Below are 18884 nucleotides of genomic sequence, written 5' to 3'. Positions count from 1 at the left end.
ATGTGCTGGTCATGCGGGGTGCGCCGTCAGGGACTTGAACCCCGAACCCGCGGATTAAGAGTCCGCTGCTCTGCCAATTGAGCTAACGGCGCGTGTCGCGCGCGGCGACTCCGAAAGGTTACCAGGCGGGGGAGGGTGGATCGTCCGTTGTCGGGGGTGGATGAGACGATGCGGGGGCCTTCGGAGGATGAAGGGGTCACGCATGGAGGTCAGGAGGCTTTCGGCGGACGATGCCGGGGTGGTCGCGGGGGTGCTGGCGCGGGCGTTCGATGATGATCCGGTGTGGCGGTGGATCGTCCCCAAGGCGGACGGCAGGGTGCGCCGGTTGACGCCCGTGTTCGAGTTGATCACGCGGAAGGTGCACGAGCCGCGGGGGGCCTGTGAGGTTGGAGGGCGCGGAGGTATTGAGGCGGCGGCGTTGTGGGATCCGCCCGGCGCGTGGCGGGTGCCACTGAGCGTCCAATTGAGGCAGTTGGTGCCGCTGGCGCGGGCGTTCGGGATCCGGCTGCCGGCGGCGTTGCGGGCTCTGAGCGCGATCGAGGCGAGGCATCCGGTGGAGCCGCACTGGTATCTGGCCGTGCTCGGCACGGATCCGGTGGCCCAGGGCAATGGATTGGGTGGGGCGCTGCTGAGGTCACGGTTGGAGCGCTGTGATGAGGAGCGGCTGCCTGCTTATCTGGAGTCCTCCAAGGAGAGCAACGTTCCGTACTACGAGCGGTTCGGGTTCCGGGTGACCGAGCGGTTCGTCCCGCCGGGAGGCTGCCCGCCGGTGTGGCTGATGTGGCGTCCCCCCTTGCAGGGATGAACATCATCACGCGGGTAGGACATCGGCATGCGGCTCAGGCACAGTGATCCGGAGAGCCCCGGCATCCGTCGCCGGCGGTGCGGTCGTGGGTTCCAGTACTTCGGTCCGGACGGCGCGCAGCTGCGGGACCAGGAGCAACTCGCCAGGATCAAGGAACTGGTGATTCCGCCGGCCTGGAAGGACGTCTGGATCTGCCCTTCGCCCTCGGGGCACCTCCAGGCGATCGGGGTGGACTCGGAGGGGCGGCGGCAATACCTGTATCACGAGGAGTGGCGCCGGCAACGGGACGCCGCCAAGCACGATCGTGTTCTCGAATTCGCGGCCGTGCTTCCGAAAGTTCGGGAAATTGTTGGTGAGCATCTCGAAACGCGGGGGTATCCGCGAGAACGGGTGCTGGCGGCGGCTGTTCGATTGATTGATCTGGGCTTCTTCCGGCCGGGCGGGCGGGAGTACGCCGAGGAGAACGGCACGTATGGGCTGGCCACCATTTTGCGCGAGCACGTCCACTGCGGTCGAAATAAGGTGACGTTCGAATACATCGCCAAGGGCTCCAAAGAACGCGAGCAAGTGGTCGCCGAAGAGAACGTCTGTGCTGTGGTGCGGGGGCTCAAACGCCGCAAGGACGACAGCCCGGAACTGCTCGCCCACCGATCCGGCCGAGCCTGGCGGAGCGTCCAGGCCGAGGACATCAACGAGTACCTGCGCGAGATCTCGGGCGGCGACTTCACGGCCAAGGACTTCCGCACCTGGCACGCCACCGTGCTCGCCGCCGTCGGCCTCGCCGTCACGGTCGAGTCGTCGGCCACGGCCCGCCGCCGGGCGGTCAGTCGCGTGGTGCAGGAGGTCGCCGACTACCTGGGCAACACCCCCGCGGTCGCCCGCTCCTCGTACATCGACCCCCGCATCATCGAGCTGCACGAGAACGGCGTCACGATCAACTCCGTCCTCCCCAATCTGGGCGAGGGCGTCGGCCCGGGCGAGCTGGCCACCCAGGGCGAAACCGAGGCCGCGGTGCTCCGGCTGCTGACCCGCGCCAAGAAAAGTGGCGCTTGAGATGTTTGGGCCCCGTGGGGCGGGTAGCGATCACGGCACGGCCGCTCCTCCGTGGGCCGTATGGGGTGGGAACAGAGCGACCGGAACGGGCGATGCTGGGGGGTATCGAGCCCGTTCCGGTCGCTCTTCCCGCGCCTGGGCGACCACGTGATGGGACGGCCTGGTCGAGCAGGCCGTTCGGCTAGGTGATGTTGAGGTCGCCGTGGACGTCGCGGAGTTGGATGCTCTTCTCGGCGGAGCCGTTGAAGACGTTGACGACGCCGTCGGCCGTCGCGGTGGCCTGCGTCTGGGCGCTGGTCCAGATCGCTTCGAGCTCGGCGCGGAACTCCGGGTCCTCGTCGAGGACGCGCTGGACGTTCTCTTCGGTCGGCTCGCCGCGGAACCGTTCGCGGACGCGGCGCGAGATCTCCGCGACGGCCGCTCGTACCGGCTCGCTCGCGACCTCGACGGCCTTGCCCGCCATGGCGGTGGCGATGGCGACGGTCATTGGATCGGGCACACCACAGTTCAGCACGGATCGGCTGCGGGAGCCAAGGTGAACGGTGTGATGGGCAACGCCCGCGCGAACATGACCTTCGCGGCGCTCGCGTGAGCTGGGGCGTTGGCGCTTACTGTGCGACCCTGGCACACTCCGGCTTGCGACTGGGCGGACCACGACCTTGCGGGCGGTGCCGAAGTGGCTGGCGAACAGGCCGGGAACCGTTACGAGGGCGACGCTCGCAACGTGGTCCAGGCGCACCGCGTTGACGTGATGAACGTCTACAACGCGCCGGGGCCCGTGGAGCCGCCGTCCGCGTTGCCCCCGGCCGCGAACCGGTTCCATGACCGGGAGCCGTTGCTGCGGCAGATCACCGAAGCCGTGCGGGCGAACGCCGGTGAGCCGACGGTGGTGATCGTGGCGGGGCTGCGCGGGGTCGGGAAGACCGCGATGGCGGTGCACTGGGCGACCCTGGAACGCGACCGGTTCCCCGATGGCCTTCTCTACTCCGATCTCGGCGGTCTCTCGCGGCGCGGCTTGGGCGGTGGCATCGGCGAGACGGTGACCTACCTGCTCGAACAGCTCGGGATCTCGGGGGAGCACCTGCCGCGTTCGGACCAGGGACGCCTGGCGCTGCTCAGGTCCCGGCTGGCGCGCGGCAAAGTGTTCCTCCTGCTCGACAACGCGCGTCTGGCGAGTGAGGTCGAACGGCTTCTGCCCGCGTCCCCGGACAGTGTGGTGTTCGTGACCACGGGCGGTGAGCTGACCGAGGTCGCCGACCTGGCGGGACGGCAGAACGCCGAGGTGATCCTGCTGCGCGAGCTCTCGGACGAGGTCAGTCTCGACCTGCTGCGTTCGCTGATCGGGGCCGGGCGGGTCGACCGCGAGCTCGACGGCGCCCGGGCGCTGCTGCGCGTGTGCGGCGGCTGGCCGCTGGCGATCCGGCTGGCGGCGGGCAGGCTGAAGACCCGTCGCAGCCTGGGCCTGGCCGACCTCGCCACGAGGTTGGAGGCCGCCCCGCGCCGCGCTCCGGAAGGGGAGTGGTCCGTGCGCGTGGTCGGCGACGAGGTGTACGGGGCCATGCCTGACGAGGTGCGGCGGGCGTACCGGATGCTGAGCCTGCATCCCGGGGGCGGCGACCGGCCGACTCCTACGCCGAGGGCGGGCAGGGGCCCGAGGGTGGTCTTCGGGATCGGCGCCGCCGCGGCCCTGCTCGGTTGTACGGAGGCGGAGGCGGACGCGCTTCTCGACGAGCTTGTGAACCGCCACCTTCTGGACGACGAGGACGGTCGCTTCGTTTTCCACGACCTGATTCGCCTGCACGCACGGAGCAGGGCGGAGGACGAGGAGACCGGCGAGGACCGTGACGCCGCCGTTCGCAACGCGGTGGAGTGGTACCTGCGGGCGGCCGCCGAGGCTGATCTCGCCGTCAACCCGCACAGGCCGACGACCGGGCCGGTCTTCCAGGAGTTGCGTGGCCGCCCGTCCCCCTACGGATCGGGACCGGAAGGCGTGCAGCGCGGGCTCGGCTGGCTGCGGGCCGAGCACCAGAACCTGTGTGCGCTGGTGTACGCCGCCGAAGACCGCGGCTGGCACGACCTCGCCTGGCAGTTGTGCGAGGCGCTGTGGGGCTTCTACCTCTCGCTCAAGCACTACGACCAGTGGATCGAGACGCATCGGATCGGGCTGCGCGCCGCCGAGCGGCTCGGGGATGCCGGGGCGCGATTCCGGATGGGGATCCAGCTCGGGCGGGCGCTGTACGAGACGCGCCGGTTCGCCGAAGCACATGAGGTGCTCGGCAGGACGCTTGAGGCGGCGACCGACCCGCTCGACCGGGCGACGACGCTGGAGTTCATCGGACGCGCCCACCTGGACGCCGGTGAGCCGGGAAAGGCGCTGCCGTTCTTCCAGCAGTCCAAGGACCTGGAAGAGACGCACAGCCGGATCCGTGGCGTCGGAATCAACCTGCACCATCTCGGACGTACGTACCTGGCGCTGGGCAGGGCGGACGATGCCGTCCGCTGCCTGGACCGGGCGCAGGAGATCTTCGAGGGCATCCCGGATCCCTACAACCGCGGCCGGACGCTGATCACCGTCGGCAGGGCGCACCTGGAGGCGCAACGCGCCGAGCCGGCCGCGGCCGCGCTCGGTACGGCTCTTGAGATCATGCGAGCTGAGGGCCGGACCTACCAGATGGGCGAGATCTACGAGTCGCTGGCACAGGTGGCGGCGATGATGGACGACCCGGCGCACGCGGCGGAACTGCGGGCGGCAGCGATCGCCGCGTACGACGAGGTCGGCAGCCCCAGAGCCGACGAGCTCAGAGACTCACCCTGAGATCCGCTCGCAGGTGAACGAGATCGTCAGAGCTCCTGTCCTCGCGTTCAACTCCGCGGGCAGCCCGGCGATGGAGTGCCCTTCGGCCACCCAGGCGTAGATCGCGGAAGCCAGAACGCTCGGATCAATCGCCGCGGTCGCTGTGTCCGTCGCGGTCGCTGTGACCGCTGTATCTGCCGCGCTCGCGGCGTTCGCCGCCTTCGCCCTGTTCGCCGTGTTTGCTGCGTTCGCTCGAAGCGCCAGCGTGCCTCCACTGGGAAGCTGCAGACGGCACTCGCCGTCCTTCCGGACTTCGGCCACCGTCAGGGCCCGATCGCCGAACGCGGGCCTGCTGCGCGCGTCGGCACGCTGGACGAGGAGGTCGGCCAGCGCCCGGAGACGATGATCGGTCTCGGTGCCGTCCACCACCAGGTGCCGGTTGGCGCGCAGCGGTGCCGAGCGCAGATCGGCCACCTCGGCCGGACAGCGTTCGACCAGGAAGTCCGCACGTCCAGGTGATCGCGTGATCGCCACCGTGGCGAGCAGTGCCGGTCGTTCGGCGTCCGTCCATTGGCGCGGCTCGGGGCCGCACGGCGGCACCGGAGACGTCCGGGCCGGGGCCGGAGGCGGATCGAGACGCATCAGCGGGTACATGTGCGCCCGGAGGATCTCGGCCGCGCGTCCCTGAGCGGCGAACGCCCCGTCCGCGACGCGCGCTCCCATGTGCGGATCGTGCTTGGTGATGGCGGAATCGACCTGCTCCGCCGGCGGACGGTCATCGATCACCGCCGCATGACGCCCCAGTTCGGCCAGGGCGGTCCGGGGATCCACCGCGTTCGCCGGGAAACTTCCGAACAACACCGGCCGCCCGAGCGCCGCTCCGTACAACGTGACGGACCCGTGGTCGCCGATCACGAGGTCGGCCGCGACCAGCGCGGCGCGCCAGCCTTCGCGCGGCGGGACCACCACCAGGCCCGCGCGGCGGCAGTCAGCCAGCCATGCCCGCACCTGCCAAGGGCTGTGGCCGTGCCACACGTTCGGATGGATGACCGCCGCCACGAGGTACTCGTCCACCGGCAGGTCGGCGAGCAGCCGCGCGATCAGCCCGGGATGCTCGCCCAGCAACGACCACGGCCCCCAGGTCGAGGTGACGACGACGAGACGCTGCCCGGGCCGCAGCCCCAGCGCCGCGCGGTAGTCCTCCCGCCACGGCAGGCTCGCCGCGAGCCGGTCGAAGCAGATGTCCCCGGCGACCAGCGCCCTGTCCAGCGCTTCGGGACACTCCTCGCCGAGCCGTTCCAGCTGCTCCTGATGGGAGAGGATCACGACGGCGGGCACGACCTCGCCATCGTGAAGCAGCTGATCACGGCTCAGCCCATAGGCAGCCTTCCGCTTTCCGCTTTCTGCTTTCTGCTTTCTGCTTTCTGCTTTCTGCTTTCTGTTGCAAGTATTTATTGTATCCAGCGCCATGAGGAAATGACACCAATGGCGCATTTATCTCATGCAAGGGACCGCTGCTGGCCGCCGCGAGCGCGAGATCGAATTCCCTTCCGATGGCCTCGTTCCATGAGATCGCCTTGACTTCGAGGTCGGCGAGGAACTCGCTCACCCCGTCCGGGGCGGTCGCCCCGGGTGCCGTGGTCAGGAAGAGCTGGAGCCGGTGATCCCCGTCGAACGTCGCCAGCACGTCCAGCAGGCGAGTCGTCGACGTCACCGTGTGCGCGATCGCCAAGATCGAACGTTCCGTGCGGACCGTCGTGCCGTCGGGGGGAGGAGCGCTCAACGACGATCTCCCCCCTCGGCCCGTCACCACCAGGCGAGTCACTCTACTCGCATAAACGGGACAAACAGGACACGGCGATTACGAGTCCTGGTAGACCTCCAGTTCGACGATGCGGGAGTAGTCGCCGCTGTTGGACGCGAGCGCGACGACGCGTACGGACGTGGTGGAGAGCACCGGATCGGGCGAGATCTCCACCCGGCCCGTGGTGTTGCCGCGGATGCTCGACACCGTCGTCCACTCGCCGCCGCCGCCGAGCGCCTGGACGTCGAAGTCCCGCAGGCCGTAGCGGGCGGCGGGGTAACGCGTGGAGTCCAGCGTGTACAGGACGATCCGGTCGATCGGCCGCGGGCCGCCGAACTCGACCGTGTAGGTGTCAGGGAACGCCGCGCGCGTGCCGTCGTTCCAGCCGGTCCGCGTGGACCAGTCCTCGGAGTTGGCGTTGCCGTCCACGCCGCCGCAGACGTTGAAGTTGCCGTGCGTGGACGAGGCGCTGACGGGTCCGCCGAGGGCGAGGTCGGCGCCCGGCCCGGACGGCTTCGGCGTGACCGTGACGGCCGCCCGCTGCCGTTGCCCGCGCGGGCCCAGCCGCAGCGACACGTCGTGCGTCCCTCCGGCCGAGCCGAGCGGCGCGGAGACCTGTGCCCGGAGGACGACGTTGTCGTTCGGCGGCACGTAGGTCGAGATGACATCGTGCGAAGTGACGAGCGGACGTTCCGGCGCGATGAACACGTCGACGTACGCGCCCTTGGAGCCGGAGTTGGCGACGTCGACCACCAGCGGCCTGCCTCCGCACGGGGCGGCGAGCACGTCCAGCGTCCCGGACTGCACCGTCATCGTGACCGACCCGCGTCCCTGCCCGGTGGCGGAGGCCGTGCCGGCGTACAGGGCGGCACCGGCGATCGCCGTGAGCGACACGGCCAGCAGGATGATGATCTTGCGAAGGCTCACTTGCGGATCCCCTTCAGCGGCTCGGGAGGCTCGACCTTGGAGGCGGGCAGGTACCTTCTGCCGCGTGCCGCGCTCTTGGAGTCGGCCTGCAGGCCGGGCTTGCCGTCCTCGACGGCGAAGCTCGCGCGGGTGAACACGGGCGCGCCGCGTTCCCGGACGTACGGCACGACACGGTAGGACGCGTTCCAGGTGTCGGGCGTGACGTCGAACGTCATGTAACCGCGCTGCCCGTTGTAGAAGCGGATGTGGTCGTTGGCCGCGAGGAACTGCGAGCCGAACTCGTCCATGTCCGCCCCGTCCATGCCGGACGAGACGGACGAACCGAGGAACTCCGTCGCGATCGTGGGGGACGCGGGGTCGTCGAAGTCCCGTTTGACGTTCGCGGCCATGCTGCGGTGGAAGTCGCCCGACAGCACGATCGGATTGCGCACCTTCCGCTCGACGAGCCCGGTCAGCAGCCGGTCCCGGGAGGGCTTGTACCCGTCCCACATGTCCATACTGAACGCCTGCCCGGGCTCGGTGTTGAAGTCGACCTGTGACAGCATCATCTGCTGCGCCAGAACGTTCCACTTCGCCTGCGAGCGTCCGAGGCCGTCCAGCAGCCACGCCTCCTGGGCGCCGCCGAGCAACGTCCGGGCCGGGTCCAGCCGCTGCTCGCAGCCGGTCTTCAGGCCGTCGCCGCACGCTTGGTCGCTGCGGTACTGGCGGGTGTCCAGGACGTTGAACTCCAGCAGCCTGCCGAAGGTGAACCGGCGGTACAGCGACATGTTCTGGCCGGCCGGCTCCAGCGGCCGCAGCGGCATGTGCTCCCAGTACGCCCGGTAGGCGTTGGCGCGGCGGACGAGGAAGTCCTCCGGCGGCGCTGACGGGTGGGCGAGGTCGGCGTAGTTGTCGACGACCTCGTGGTCGTCCCAGGTGACGATCCACGGTGCCCTGGCGTGCGCCGCCTGCAGCTCCGGGTCGAGTTTGTAGAGCGCGTACCGGTCGCGATAGTCCGACAGGTGAAGGGTGGGGGTGTGGAACTTGGCCGGCACCGGCGTGTCCGGCCTGCCCCCATTGGTCTGCACGCCGTATTCGTACAGGTAGTCGCCGAGATGAACGACCAGGTCGAGGTCTTCCTTGGCCAGGTGGCCGTACGCGGTGTAGTAACCGTCGAACCACGCCTGGCACGACACCATCCCGAAGGTGAACGCGTTCGCCGTCGCTCCGGGTGCGGGGGCGGTCTTGGTCCGTCCGGTCGGTGAGATCTGGTTGCCCGCCTGGAACCGGTAGAAGTACTCCCGTCCGGGCCGCAGGCCGCGCACGTCGACGTGCACCGAGTGCGCGTACTCCGGCCTCGCGGTCGCCGTCCCCCGCCGGACGACCCGGCGGAACCTCGCGTCCTCGGCGACCTGCCAGCGGACGGGGACGCGGTGCGGCTCCATGCCGCCGAGCGAGGCCAGCGGTTCCGGTGCCAGCCGCGTCCACAGGACGACCGAGTCGGGCAACGGATCGCCGGAGGCGATGCCGAGGCTGAACGGATCGGACTTGAACCGGGACACCTCCCGGGTCGAGGACGACGGCTCCGCCCGCAACGGCCCGAACGCCAGTGCCAGTGCCCCGATCCCGGAGTACCCCAGGAAACGCCGCCTGCTCGGAACGCTCAGAGCAGGCCCGGCCTCTACGTTTCTGCCCACCTACGCGCTTCCCTTCCGTCGTCACCCTCAGCGAGGAATGAGTACATATCAAGATCGCCTGTTAGGTTCACGCCAAGATAACGCCAGGGCTGAGAAATGTCTCCCCCCGCGTTAACAATTCAGGACGCGGCATGGCCAAGGCGATGAGCGGCCGGGCGTCGCGGCGCCGCGTGCGGGCGGCCTGACCGGTGCGGACGGCGGGGCCGGCCTGTCTCCCAATTTCCACATTTCCGCTGGTACGATCCCGGGCCATCGCTCCCCGCCGCGGCACGCGGCAGGGGATGTCCTCCGTCCACGCCTGCCTTCGCCCCCCGCTACGAAACAGGAGGAGAGCCTTGCGCCGCAGAACCGCCGTAGCAGCCCTGGCCCTTACGTTCGCCACCGCCACAGCCACTGCCCTCGCCACCGCCACAGCCACGTCGGCCCCCGCCACGACCGCCTCCGCGACAGCCGCTCCCGGCAAGCACAGCCAGGCCACCCTGCTGGACAAGGTGCCGCGACGAGGAGTGCTCCGGGTGTGCACCACCGGCGACTACCGGCCGTTCACCTACCGGGACCCCAAGACCGGCGCTTACACCGGCATCGACATCGACATGGCCAAGCACCTGGCCGCGGGCCTCGGCGTGAAGGCCGTCTTCGTGACGACCACCTGGACCAAGCTCATGGACGACTTCACGGCGGGCAAGTGTGACATCGGCATGGGCGGCGTCTCCGTGACCCTGGCCAGGGCACAGAAGGCGTACTTCAGCGAGCCCTACCTCGTCGACGGCAAGTCAGCGATCGCCCGCTGCGCCGACAAGGACAAGTACGACTCCCTGGCCAAGATCGACCAGGCCGGAGTGCGCGTCATCGTCAACCCCGGCGGGACGAACGAGAAGTTCGCCAAGGCGAACATCCACAAGGCCACCCTCGTCCCCCACCCGGACAACAACACGATCTTCGAGGAGATCGTGGCCGGCCGCGCCGACGTGATGATCACGGACGGGAGCGAGACGAAGTACCAGGCCAAGCTCCACCCCGAACTCTGCGCGATCAACCCGGACAAGCCGTTCACCTTCGCCGAGAAGGCGTACCTGCTCCCGCGCGGCGACGACGAGTTCCAGGAGTACATCGACCAGTGGGTCCATCTGGCCACCCACGACGGCACCTACAAGGGCTTCGCGGCGCCCTGGCAGAGCTAGGGCAAACGGAGACCCCCGCTCGACGAGCGGGGGTCTCCGGTCCCGTACATGATCTTGTCGGGCGTTGGCACTACCTTGCTCCGCATGCCCCAGAACGAGGACCTTCTCACTCTTCCTGACGATTGGCGCGCCACCCTCCACCCACGTCGTGGCGGGGCGCCCGGCCCCCCGCTCGAACTCGCCCCGGACGCCGCCGCCACCGTTCAGCAGTGGGTGAAGGAGACGCGCGACCAGATCGACCATCTGCTCGGCAACCGGCGGAGCCGGCCGGATCTCGTCGAGCCCGCCCGCGCGCACCTGGAGGGTAAGGCGAACCCGCAGGGTGCTGACGGCGCTCGGGTTGTTCGGCGACGACGAGACGGTGCGCAGGCTCACGCCGGTGGACCGCCGGGGAGTTCCGGACTCTGATCGTCGGGCATCCGCTGGTGTGGCACGTCGCCCGGCGGCTGGTGTGGATCACCGAGGACGGCCGCGCGTTCCGCGTGGCCGAGGATCGGTCGCTCGCCGACCTCCAGGACGGGGAGCTGACCCTGACCGAGGCGACCCGGGTGGGGGTGGCCCACCCCCCTCGAACTGTCCGGCGGCCTGGAGGCCTGGGCCGAGGTGTTCGACGACTACGAGATCGTTCAGCCCTTCCCGCAGCTGAGCCGCCCCACCTACGTGCTGACCGAGGACGAGCGCGCGGGCACCGAGCTGGAACGCTTCCACGACGTCACCGTGGCGATCGGCAGGCTGATCGGCATGGAACGGCGCGGCTGGCACCGACCTCAGCTGGCGGACCGAGCCCAGGCCCCTGCCGTTCTCCGAACTGGACCCGGTCACCGCCTCGGAAATCCTTGCTGATCTCGCCGAGCCGACCACCGCCTGACGCCCCGTCCACGTGCGGCCGGGTTGCTCACCAGGGCAGTTCTCCGGTCTCGTCTTGGAAGGTTCCGGTGGGACCGTCCGGAGCGAGAGTCGCCAGTCGTACGACGGTTCTGGCGCTCTCTTCGACCGGCCTGCCGATTCCGAAGGCGGCGGTCATGTCGGTCGCGGTGGGGCCGGGTTCGAGCGCGTTGAACTTGATGCCCGGCTGGGACTTGGCGTACTGGACCGTCAGCATGGTGGCCGCCGCCTTGGACGCGGAGTAGAGCGCGAGCGACAGGTGGAATTCCGGCCGGTCGGGGTTGTTCACCGCCCAGAAGGACCCGGCGCTGCTGGAAACGGTCACCACGGTCGGGTTCGAGGATTTGCGCAGCAGGGGTAGTGCCGCTTCCGTGACGCGCACGATTCCCACCGCGTTGGTGTCGAAAATTCGCAGAGCCGTGGGACCGTCGGCCGACTCCGTCCCCAAGATGCCCGCGTTGTGCACCAGGACGTCGAGCCGGCCCTCAGCCGAGCCGATCGACGCCAGCGCGCCGGTCACGGACGCGTCGTCGGTCACATCGAGCTGGACGAAGCGTGCGCCGAGAGTGGCCGCGGCCTTCTCGCCCCTCTCGACGTCACGCGCACCGAGGTAGCAGGTGACACCGCAGCAGGCGGGCGTCCCCGACGTGGGTGTGAGAAGGGTGCCCGGGCTGCGCCGCGAGGAGGTCGCCATGCTCGCCGGCATCAGCGCCGACTACTACCTGCGGCTGGAGCGGGGCCGTGATCGCAACCCCTCCGTGCAGGTGCTCGAGTCGATCGCGCGCGTGCTGCGCCTCGATGACGACCACCTGGCCCACCTGCTGGCGCTGGTGACGGAGGTCCTCCGGCGCCGACCGCGCGAGGACAGCCCTCCGCCCGGCGCGCTCAAGCTCATGGACTCCCTCGTCCAACCCGCGTTCATCGAAGACCGGTATTTCGACATCCTGGCCTCGAACGACCTGGCCAGAGCGCTCTCGCCCCGCCTCAGCGCCGGGGGGAACCAGCTGCGGGACCTGTTCCTGGACCCGGCCGAGCAGGCTCTGCATCCGGACTGGAAGAACGTCACGGAGTGCTTCATCGCGAACCTGCGGCAGGCCGCGGGCAACGACGTCGACGATCCCCGCTTCGTCGAGCTCACCGGAGAGCTCTCACTGGCGAGTCCTCGATTCCGTCAGCTCTGGGCCCGCCATGAGGTCCGGGGACAGCGCGGGACGCCGCTGCGGCTGCGGCACCCGCAGGTCGGGGACCTGACCCTCAACCGGGAACGACTGAGCATCGGCGGAGCCGAGGACCTGATGCTCGTCGTGTACCACCCGGACGCCGGGTCCGGCGACGCGGACAAACTCGCGCTGCTGGCGTCCGCGGGTCTGCCCACCTCGGAAACGCGAAGCGACGATCTTTCTCGGAACAACGCTGAGGCGGAAGCGCCCCATGGCCACGATCGGAGTCCTCTACGGTAAGGCTTCATGATCGAAGTGCCCCCCGCCTCTCGTGACGAGGACGTCCTGGTCTTTCCCGACGAGTGGCGGGAGGCGCTGTACCCCCGCCGTGGCGGGCTGCCTCCCGTTCCTGCGGTCGAGATCGATCCGTCCGCCCAAGCGGAGATCGACGGGTGGCTGGAGAGAGCGCGTCCGCGAATCGATGCGGTCCTCGATGACGAACGCAGCGAGCGGGAATTCGTCGAAGCGGCCCGCGACTACCTGCGCGGGCAGGCGAACCCCCTGGGTGCGGCAGTGGTCGCCTGCATCGACGAGGAACTGCGGTACGGCCGGCAGATCAAGCCGTGGATCGACGCATGGGCTGCCGCTCATGGCCTCGCCTTCGCTGCCTGCGCGTGCCTGGAGATGGATCAGGTCCACATCTCCACGCACCACGACCGGGAAACGTACGAGAAGGAGCTGGACTACGTCGGTCCCAGCATTTACGTCGACTCGACGTCGGTCGGCGGGTTCCATGGGCGGCGAGTGCGGGCACTGCTGGCCGTCACCGATGAGAAGAGCTACCAGGAGACGGTGGAGCGGCTGGCGGACTACCGCCAGACCCCGACGGAGCGCTACGCGGTCTCCTTCCTGGTGCCGACGCGCCAGGACTGGGTGGACGAGTGCTGCGCCGAACCGGTCGAGCGCCATCGCAGCAAGCTGTGGTGCTCGCTCGGATCCGCCGACCAGCTCGCCCGGCTCGGGGACTGGGCGGAGTTCGGCGAGTACGGACGCTGGCAGGCATGTCTCGTCACGGCGGTGGAGGGAGTCGGGCCCGCGGTCGCCCCGCAGCTGGCGCGTGCCTTCGACGACGAGTCCGACGCCGGCGACCGCAGGAGGATCGTCGCGGTGCTCGGCGAGCTTCCCACCGACGAGGCGTTCCTGCTCGTGGCGGAGCGGCTCGACCAGGAGTACGTCCTGCCCGTCGCGCAGGCGATGATCGAGCGGTTCCCGAGGCGTGCGATGCGGGTACTGCCACAGGTCTCGGCAGGGACGTCGAAGCGGGCGAAGCTGGCGGCCGGGCTGCTGAACGCGCATCTGCTGGCGCGGCCCGACCTGCTCGCCGAGGTGCTGCCCGGGCTGGACGACGAGGCCAAGGCGGCGATCCAGGCCATCGAAGAGGCCCGGGTGGACGAGGCGTCCGCTGGCGACGTCCCCAAAACGCTGTTGAAGGGCGGGAAGAAGGGACCACCGAGCTGGGCGCCGCCCACCACCCTGCCGCAGATCCTGCTCAGGGGCCGTGACCTGGCGTTGCCCGCGGCGGCGACCGGGCACCTCGTCGAGGCGCTGGCGAAGGCGAGCCCGCGTCGATCGCCGCCCACGGCGCTGGACGCGCTCGACCCGGGATCGCTGGCGGAGTTCGGGTGGGCGCTGTTCGAGCGGTGGCGCGTCTCCGGCGAGTCCCGGATCGGCTGGGCCACGTCGCAGCTGGCCTGGACCGGTGACGACGAGACGGCGCGGCGGCTGGGCGGGATGGCGCGGTCCTGGCCCGGGCAGGACGGGGTCAAGCTTCCGCTGAACGGGCTGGACGTGCTCGCCGCGATCGGCACCGACGTCGCCGTCATGCAGCTGCACCTGGTTTCGGAGAAGGCCAGGCCCAAGCGGCTCAAGAACAAGGCGGCGCAGCTCCTCCACCAGGTCGCGGCGAACCGCGGGCTCACCATGGAGCAGCTCGGCGACCGCATCGTGCCCGACTTCGGGCTGGACGCCGACGATGGGATGACGCTCGACTACGGGCCCCGGCGTTTCCGGGTGGGGTTCGACGAGGAGCTCAAGCCCTACGTGACCGACGACCAGGGCAAGCTCCGCAAGGCGCTCCCGAAGCCGGGCGCCAAGGACGACCCCGAACTCGCGCCCGCCGCGTACCGGACGTTCACCGGCCTGAAGAAGGACGTCCGCACCGTCGCCGCCGATCAGATCCGGCGGATGGAGCGAGCCATGAGCGAGCAGCGCCGGTGGGAGACCGCGGACTTCCAGACACTCTTCGTCGGGCATCCACTGCTGTGGCACATCGTCAAGCGGCTGGCCTGGCTGCACGAGGACGGCGGGAAGACGACCGCGTTCCGCGTCGCCGAAGACCGCACGTTCGCCGATGTGCACGATGACGTGCTGACGCTGCCCGAGACGGGAACCGTGCGGATCGCCCACCCGGTGCACCTGGGGGAAACGATCGGCGCGTGGAGCGAGGTGTTCGCCGACTACGAGATCCTGCAGCCGTTCCCGCAGCTCGGGCGGCCCACCTTCGCGTTCACCGAAAAAGAGCGCGAAGGCGGCAAGCTGGACAGGCTTGACGGGATCGCCGTCTCGACCGGCAAGGTTCTGGGGCTGGAACGGATGGGCTGGGAGCGAGGCACCCCGTTGGACGGCGGCGTCCAGTGCGAGATGGTCTGGACGGCGCCGGGCGGCAGCACGATCGTCCTCGACGTGGCCCCGGGCTTCCCGGTCATGTCACCGGCCGAGTGGCCCGAGCAGACCCTGGGCGCCGTCCAGATCACCACACCCGGCTCCGAAGCCCGTTTCGAGGAGCTAGACGACGTCACCGCCTCCGAACTGCTCCTAGCCCTGACCACACTCACCGAATAGACGCAAAACCCCCTGGGGAGGTGACCGGAGGTCACCGACCAGGGGGTGTGGGTGCGCCGTCAGGGACTTGAACCCCGAACCCGCGGATTAAGAGTCCGCTGCTCTGCCAATTGAGCTAACGGCGCGTGTCGACCGGGGCTCCGGGCGTACCCGGCGCTCCCCGCGACAGGAAGAACATTAGCAGGCACTGCGGACGCTGCGCGAATCGATTGATGGGGCCCCTCACCTGGGGATTGGGGCGGTCGTCGAGGCCGGGGGACGGGTGCGCGGGGCCGGGGGAGCGACGTTCGGGAAAAGTCGGGGCAATCCAGGAGCGAGGGAGCGGCGAATAGGAGGCAGGTGCGACGGAGCTCGCGGCGCTCGCGAGCAGAAGGGACACACCATGTCGATACGCCTCTCCAGACGGTCACGGACCGTCGCGGTGCTCGCCACGGGGGCGGCACTGATCGCCGGAGGGTCGACGAGCCTGGCACCGATGCAGGCCACGGCCTCGAGTCACCGGGAGGCTCCCTTGATCTCGGGGCAGCCCGAGTACGACAACACGGACGTGTACGCGTTCGTGAGCCCCGACCAGCCGAACACGACCACGCTGGTCGCGAACTTCTGGCCGTTCGAGGAGCCCGCCGGCGGGCCCAACTTCTACAAGTTCAACCCTGACGGCCGGTACGAGATCAACGTCGACAACGACGGGGACTCGCTGCCCGAGTTCACCTACCGCTTCACGTTCAAGGAAAGCTACCGAAGCCAGAACACGTTCCTGTACAACACGGGAGTCGTCCGCAGCTTCGACGACCCGACGCTCAACTACCGCCAGACGTACGACATCACCCTCATCCAGCGCAGCGGGGGCTCGGTCGTCAACACGCGGACCCTGGCCACCAACGTTCCGGTGGCGCCGTCGCGCGTCGGGGACGCGTCGATGCCCGACTACCGCACGCTGCGGCAGCAGGCGATCAAGCAGCTGCCGAGCGGCGCCAAGGTGTTCGCGGGACAGGCGGACGACCCGTTCTTCCTGGACCTCCGGGTGTTCAACCGCTTCTACGGCGGCAACCTGAAGGAGGTCGGCAACGACACGCTGAAGGGCTACAACGTCCAGACCGTGGCGCTGCAGGTCCCGACGTCCGCGCTGATCAAGCCCGGTCAGCCGATCATCGGCGTCTACTCCGCGGTCCAGCGCCGGAACGCGGCGGGCGGCTTCACGCAGGTCTCGCGCCTGGCCAACCCGCTCGTGAACGAGGTCGTCAACCCGATCAAGGACAAGGACAAGTTCAACGCGTCCGTGCCCTGGAACGACGCGCAGTTCCTGCCGAACGTCACCAACCCGGAACTGCCGCGGCGCCTCAACGAGGTCTACAAGCTGCCCATTCCGCCCACGCCGCGCAACGACCTGGTGCAGGTCTTCCTGAGCGGGGTGCCCAAGCTCAACCAGCCGCCGAACGTCCGGCCGGCCGAGCTGATGCGCCTCAACACGTCGATCCCGCCGACCGCCAGCCCGAAGCGGCTCGGCGTGCTGGACGGTGACAACGCCGGGTACCCGAACGGCCGTCGCCTGACCGACGACACGGTCGACATCTCGCTGCAGGTCGCCGAGGGCGAGCTCGTCGGCATGAAGAACGACCTCAGCGACGCCGTGGACGCCAACGACGTGAAGTTCGAGCCGAACTTCCCGTACGTGGCGCTGCCCACCTCCGGGTCGGCGGTGCGCGGCGGCTTCACCAGCGGCGGTGGCAAGGGCACCGCCAACGGCGCGGCCACCACGTACAACCTCGGCAACCGTTCGGCGCAGTCGTCCACCGCGGACGACGGCGGCACCCCCATCCTGCCGATCGTCGCGCTGGCAGGTGGCGCCGCCTTCCTCACCGGCGGATTCCTGATGTGGGCCCGCAGGCGGTCCCACTAGATCGTGCGCCGGCCCGTCAGGTTCGGGAGCCCCTGCCGGGCCGGCGTACCAAGGCTCGCCCCCTTCCGGCGTCGAGGCGGACGCCGGAGGGGGCGCTCCAGGTTCGGCGGGACGGCGTCGTCCCCGGACCAGCTCGCGACCAGGCAGTTGGAGTCGGAGAGGCATTCATGCTTTTCGTTCGCAGAGTCGCCGCGGGGGCGGTGATCGTCGTTCTGGCCGTCGGTCTCACCGTGATGGCGTCGGTGAAGTTCGGCAGCCGGTTCGAGCCGGCCGCGGAGTCCGCGCCGGTTTCCGGCGCGGGCACGGACAGGGTCACCGGCCGCAACATCGCGCGGCTGCAGGAACACCTGCGTGCCGAACCCAAGGACGCGGACGGCTGGGCCGGGCTGGGCCTGGCCTACGTAGAGCAGGCGCGGGTGACCGCGGACTCCTCGTACTATCCCAAGGCCGCGGCGGCGTTCGACCGTTCGCTGAGCATCTCGCCGAAGGACAACGAGCCCGCGCTGAGCGGAAAGGGTGCTCTGGCCGCGGCACGCCATGACTTCGCCGAGGCGCTCCGCCTGGCCGACCAGGCACTCAAGGTGAACCCGTACGGGACCCGCGCCCACGCGGTACGCGTCGACGCGCTGGTCGAACTCGGGCGATACGACGAGGCCGAAAAATCCGTCCGGCGCGCGGACTCGCTCAAACCGGCCGTCTCGATCTTCACGCGGTACGCCTACGTCATGGAGCTGCGCGGCCGTCCCGACGAGGCCGCGCGCGTCCTCCGGCTGGCCGCCACCTCGGCGACCGATCCCGCGGACGTGTCGTTCGTGCGCACCCAGCTCGCCGAGCTGGCGTGGAACCGCGGTGACCTCCGCGACGCCGAACGCGACTACGCCGCCGCGCTCCGCACCGACCCGAACTGGCTGCCCGCGATCGACGGCCGTGCCCGGGTACGCGCGGCCCTGGGCGACGCCGCCGGTGCCATCCGCGACCGCCAGGCCCTGGTCGGCCGCGCGCCGCTGCCGTCCTACGTCGTCGCGCTCGGCGAGCTGTACGAGGCGCAGGGCATGAAGGCACAGGCGCGCGAGCAGTACGCGGTCGCCGGCGCATGGGCCACCCTCGCCCGATCGAATGGCGTGACCACCGACCTTGAAGGGGCCATAACGGCCACCGACCACGGTGACCGCGCCGCCGCGCTCGTGGCCGCCCGCACGGAATGGAATCGCCGCAAGAGCATCCACGTCGCCGACGCGCTCGCCTGGGCGCTGCACGCGAACGGCCAGGACAAGGAGGCCCTCGGCTACGCCCGCCAGGCCGCCCGCACCGGCTACCGCAGCGCGACATTCCGCTACCACCTCGGCGTCATCGAGAAATCCCTGGGCCGCAGAGCAGACGCGCGCCGAGACCTGAAAGCGGCCCTGGCCCTCAACCCCCATTTCTCCGACCTGCACGCCCCGCTAGCCCGCAAGGCGCTCAAGGAGCTGTCATGAAGCGGCGTCCGGCACACGCCGCGAAACCGGCCCCCGCACATGACGCCGCCCGAACCGACCCAGCGCGTGCCTCGTGCGAGCGGAAGTCGCCCCAGGCGCGGACCGCTTATGCGCGAAGACACGGAGTTTCCGCGGGAGGGGCAGACAATGCCGCGAGGCGCGTACCTGGACGTCGCGCAGCAGGCCAGCCAACTTTGAAACGCGCCCTAACCACCCTGCTAGCACTCCTGGCCGGGCTAGCCCTAATCCCTTTCACCCAAACACCCGCCTCCGCGACGCCCGCGTCCGCGACGCCCGCGTCCGCGACGCCCGCCTCCGCGACG

The 18884-nt window shown here is 69.7% G+C and carries 16 protein-coding genes, 2 tRNA genes and 1 pseudogene; 11 read left to right on the top strand and 8 right to left on the bottom strand.

Annotation, left to right across the window (positions count from 1 at the left end):
• Positions 1–19 precede the first annotated feature (19 nt).
• Positions 20–92: transfer RNA gene (locus ACGFNU_RS31425), tRNA-Lys, on the bottom strand.
• Between the two features lie 110 nt (positions 93–202).
• Between ACGFNU_RS31425 and ACGFNU_RS31420 the strand changes: the two genes are divergently transcribed.
• Both ACGFNU_RS31420 and ACGFNU_RS31415 read left to right on the top strand, forming a co-directional pair.
• The gene (locus ACGFNU_RS31420; RefSeq protein WP_392599446.1) at positions 203–805 is read left to right on the top strand and encodes a GNAT family N-acetyltransferase; all 603 of its coding nucleotides are present in this window, start codon (positions 203–205) and stop codon (positions 803–805) included.
• Between the two features lie 27 nt (positions 806–832).
• Positions 833–1858 carry a DNA topoisomerase IB gene (locus ACGFNU_RS31415; RefSeq protein WP_392599445.1) on the top strand — a complete coding sequence of 342 codons (1026 nt, stop codon included), beginning with the start codon at positions 833–835 and terminating at the stop codon, positions 1856–1858.
• A 181-nt stretch (positions 1859–2039) separates the two neighbouring features.
• On the opposite strand, the gene ACGFNU_RS31410 is transcribed toward ACGFNU_RS31415, so the two are convergent.
• On the bottom strand, positions 2040–2345 hold the full coding sequence (locus tag ACGFNU_RS31410; protein WP_392599443.1) for a hypothetical protein: 306 nt from the start codon (positions 2343–2345) through the stop codon (positions 2040–2042).
• Positions 2346–2534: 189 nt separating this feature from the next.
• Here ACGFNU_RS31410 and ACGFNU_RS31405 point away from each other — a divergent pair, with 189 nt between their 5' ends.
• Entirely contained in the window at positions 2535–4673 is a 2139-nt protein-coding gene (locus tag ACGFNU_RS31405; protein WP_392599441.1) for a tetratricopeptide repeat protein, read from the top strand.
• Here ACGFNU_RS31405 and ACGFNU_RS31400 read toward each other — a convergent pair.
• The 4 genes from ACGFNU_RS31400 to ACGFNU_RS31385 form a co-directional block, all read right to left on the bottom strand.
• Positions 4665–5990: a hypothetical protein gene (locus ACGFNU_RS31400; RefSeq protein WP_392599439.1), complete on the bottom strand. Its 1326-nt coding sequence runs from the start codon at positions 5988–5990 to the stop codon at positions 4665–4667. The genes ACGFNU_RS31405 and ACGFNU_RS31400 overlap by 9 nt on opposite strands.
• A 25-nt stretch (positions 5991–6015) precedes the next feature.
• Positions 6016–6435, bottom strand: a complete 420-nt coding sequence (locus tag ACGFNU_RS31395) for a hypothetical protein (RefSeq protein WP_392599437.1) — start codon at positions 6433–6435, stop codon at positions 6016–6018.
• A gap of 78 nt (positions 6436–6513) precedes the next feature.
• A complete protein-coding gene (locus ACGFNU_RS31390; protein ID WP_392599435.1) occupies positions 6514–7383 on the bottom strand; it encodes a hypothetical protein in 870 nt (289 codons plus the stop codon).
• Positions 7380–9059, bottom strand: coding sequence for an alkaline phosphatase D family protein (locus tag ACGFNU_RS31385; protein WP_392599433.1), 1680 nt, complete (start codon positions 9057–9059; stop codon positions 7380–7382). The genes ACGFNU_RS31390 and ACGFNU_RS31385 overlap by 4 nt, the downstream gene beginning before the upstream one ends.
• Before the next feature lie 335 nt (positions 9060–9394).
• Here ACGFNU_RS31385 and ACGFNU_RS31380 point away from each other — a divergent pair, with 335 nt between their 5' ends.
• From ACGFNU_RS31380 to ACGFNU_RS31365, 4 genes and pseudogenes are all read left to right on the top strand, one after another.
• A complete protein-coding gene (locus ACGFNU_RS31380) occupies positions 9395–10240 on the top strand; it encodes a transporter substrate-binding domain-containing protein (RefSeq protein ID WP_392599432.1) in 846 nt (281 codons plus the stop codon).
• A gap of 84 nt (positions 10241–10324) precedes the next feature.
• Positions 10325–10648 carry a hypothetical protein gene (locus tag ACGFNU_RS31375; protein ID WP_392599430.1) on the top strand — a complete coding sequence of 108 codons (324 nt, stop codon included), beginning with the start codon at positions 10325–10327 and terminating at the stop codon, positions 10646–10648.
• Positions 10649–10665: 17 nt separating this feature from the next.
• Positions 10666–10749 (top strand): annotated as a pseudogene (locus tag ACGFNU_RS31370) (hypothetical protein); the annotation flags it as partial.
• Between the two features lie 64 nt (positions 10750–10813).
• A complete protein-coding gene (locus tag ACGFNU_RS31365; RefSeq protein ID WP_392599750.1) occupies positions 10814–11083 on the top strand; it encodes a DUF4132 domain-containing protein in 270 nt (89 codons plus the stop codon).
• 52 nt (positions 11084–11135) lie between these two features.
• Here ACGFNU_RS31365 and ACGFNU_RS31360 read toward each other — a convergent pair whose 3' ends face one another.
• Complete coding sequence (locus ACGFNU_RS31360) at positions 11136–11819, bottom strand: SDR family NAD(P)-dependent oxidoreductase (protein ID WP_392599428.1); 684 nt, start codon at positions 11817–11819, stop codon at positions 11136–11138.
• Here ACGFNU_RS31360 and ACGFNU_RS31355 point away from each other — a divergent pair.
• A complete protein-coding gene (locus ACGFNU_RS31355; protein ID WP_392599426.1) occupies positions 11818–12585 on the top strand; it encodes a helix-turn-helix transcriptional regulator in 768 nt (255 codons plus the stop codon). The genes ACGFNU_RS31360 and ACGFNU_RS31355 overlap by 2 nt on opposite strands.
• A gap of 6 nt (positions 12586–12591) precedes the next feature.
• Positions 12592–15186 carry a DUF4132 domain-containing protein gene (locus ACGFNU_RS31350; RefSeq protein ID WP_392599424.1) on the top strand — a complete coding sequence of 865 codons (2595 nt, stop codon included), beginning with the start codon at positions 12592–12594 and terminating at the stop codon, positions 15184–15186.
• Between the two features lie 52 nt (positions 15187–15238).
• On the opposite strand, the gene ACGFNU_RS31345 is transcribed toward ACGFNU_RS31350, so the two are convergent.
• Positions 15239–15311 (bottom strand) — tRNA-Lys (locus ACGFNU_RS31345).
• 257 nt (positions 15312–15568) lie between these two features.
• Between ACGFNU_RS31345 and ACGFNU_RS31340 the strand changes: the two genes are divergently transcribed.
• Both ACGFNU_RS31340 and ACGFNU_RS31335 read left to right on the top strand, forming a co-directional pair.
• Entirely contained in the window at positions 15569–17086 is a 1518-nt protein-coding gene (locus ACGFNU_RS31340) for a DUF4331 domain-containing protein (RefSeq protein WP_392599422.1), read from the top strand.
• 167 nt (positions 17087–17253) lie between these two features.
• Positions 17254–18561, top strand: a complete 1308-nt coding sequence (locus tag ACGFNU_RS31335) for a tetratricopeptide repeat protein (protein WP_392599420.1) — start codon at positions 17254–17256, stop codon at positions 18559–18561.
• Positions 18562–18884: the final 323 nt, after the last annotated feature.

Source organism: Spirillospora sp. NPDC048911 (genome assembly GCF_043198015.1).
Lineage (GTDB): Bacteria > Actinomycetota > Actinomycetes > Streptosporangiales > Streptosporangiaceae > Spirillospora.
This window is presented reverse-complemented; position numbering and strand designations above follow the sequence as displayed.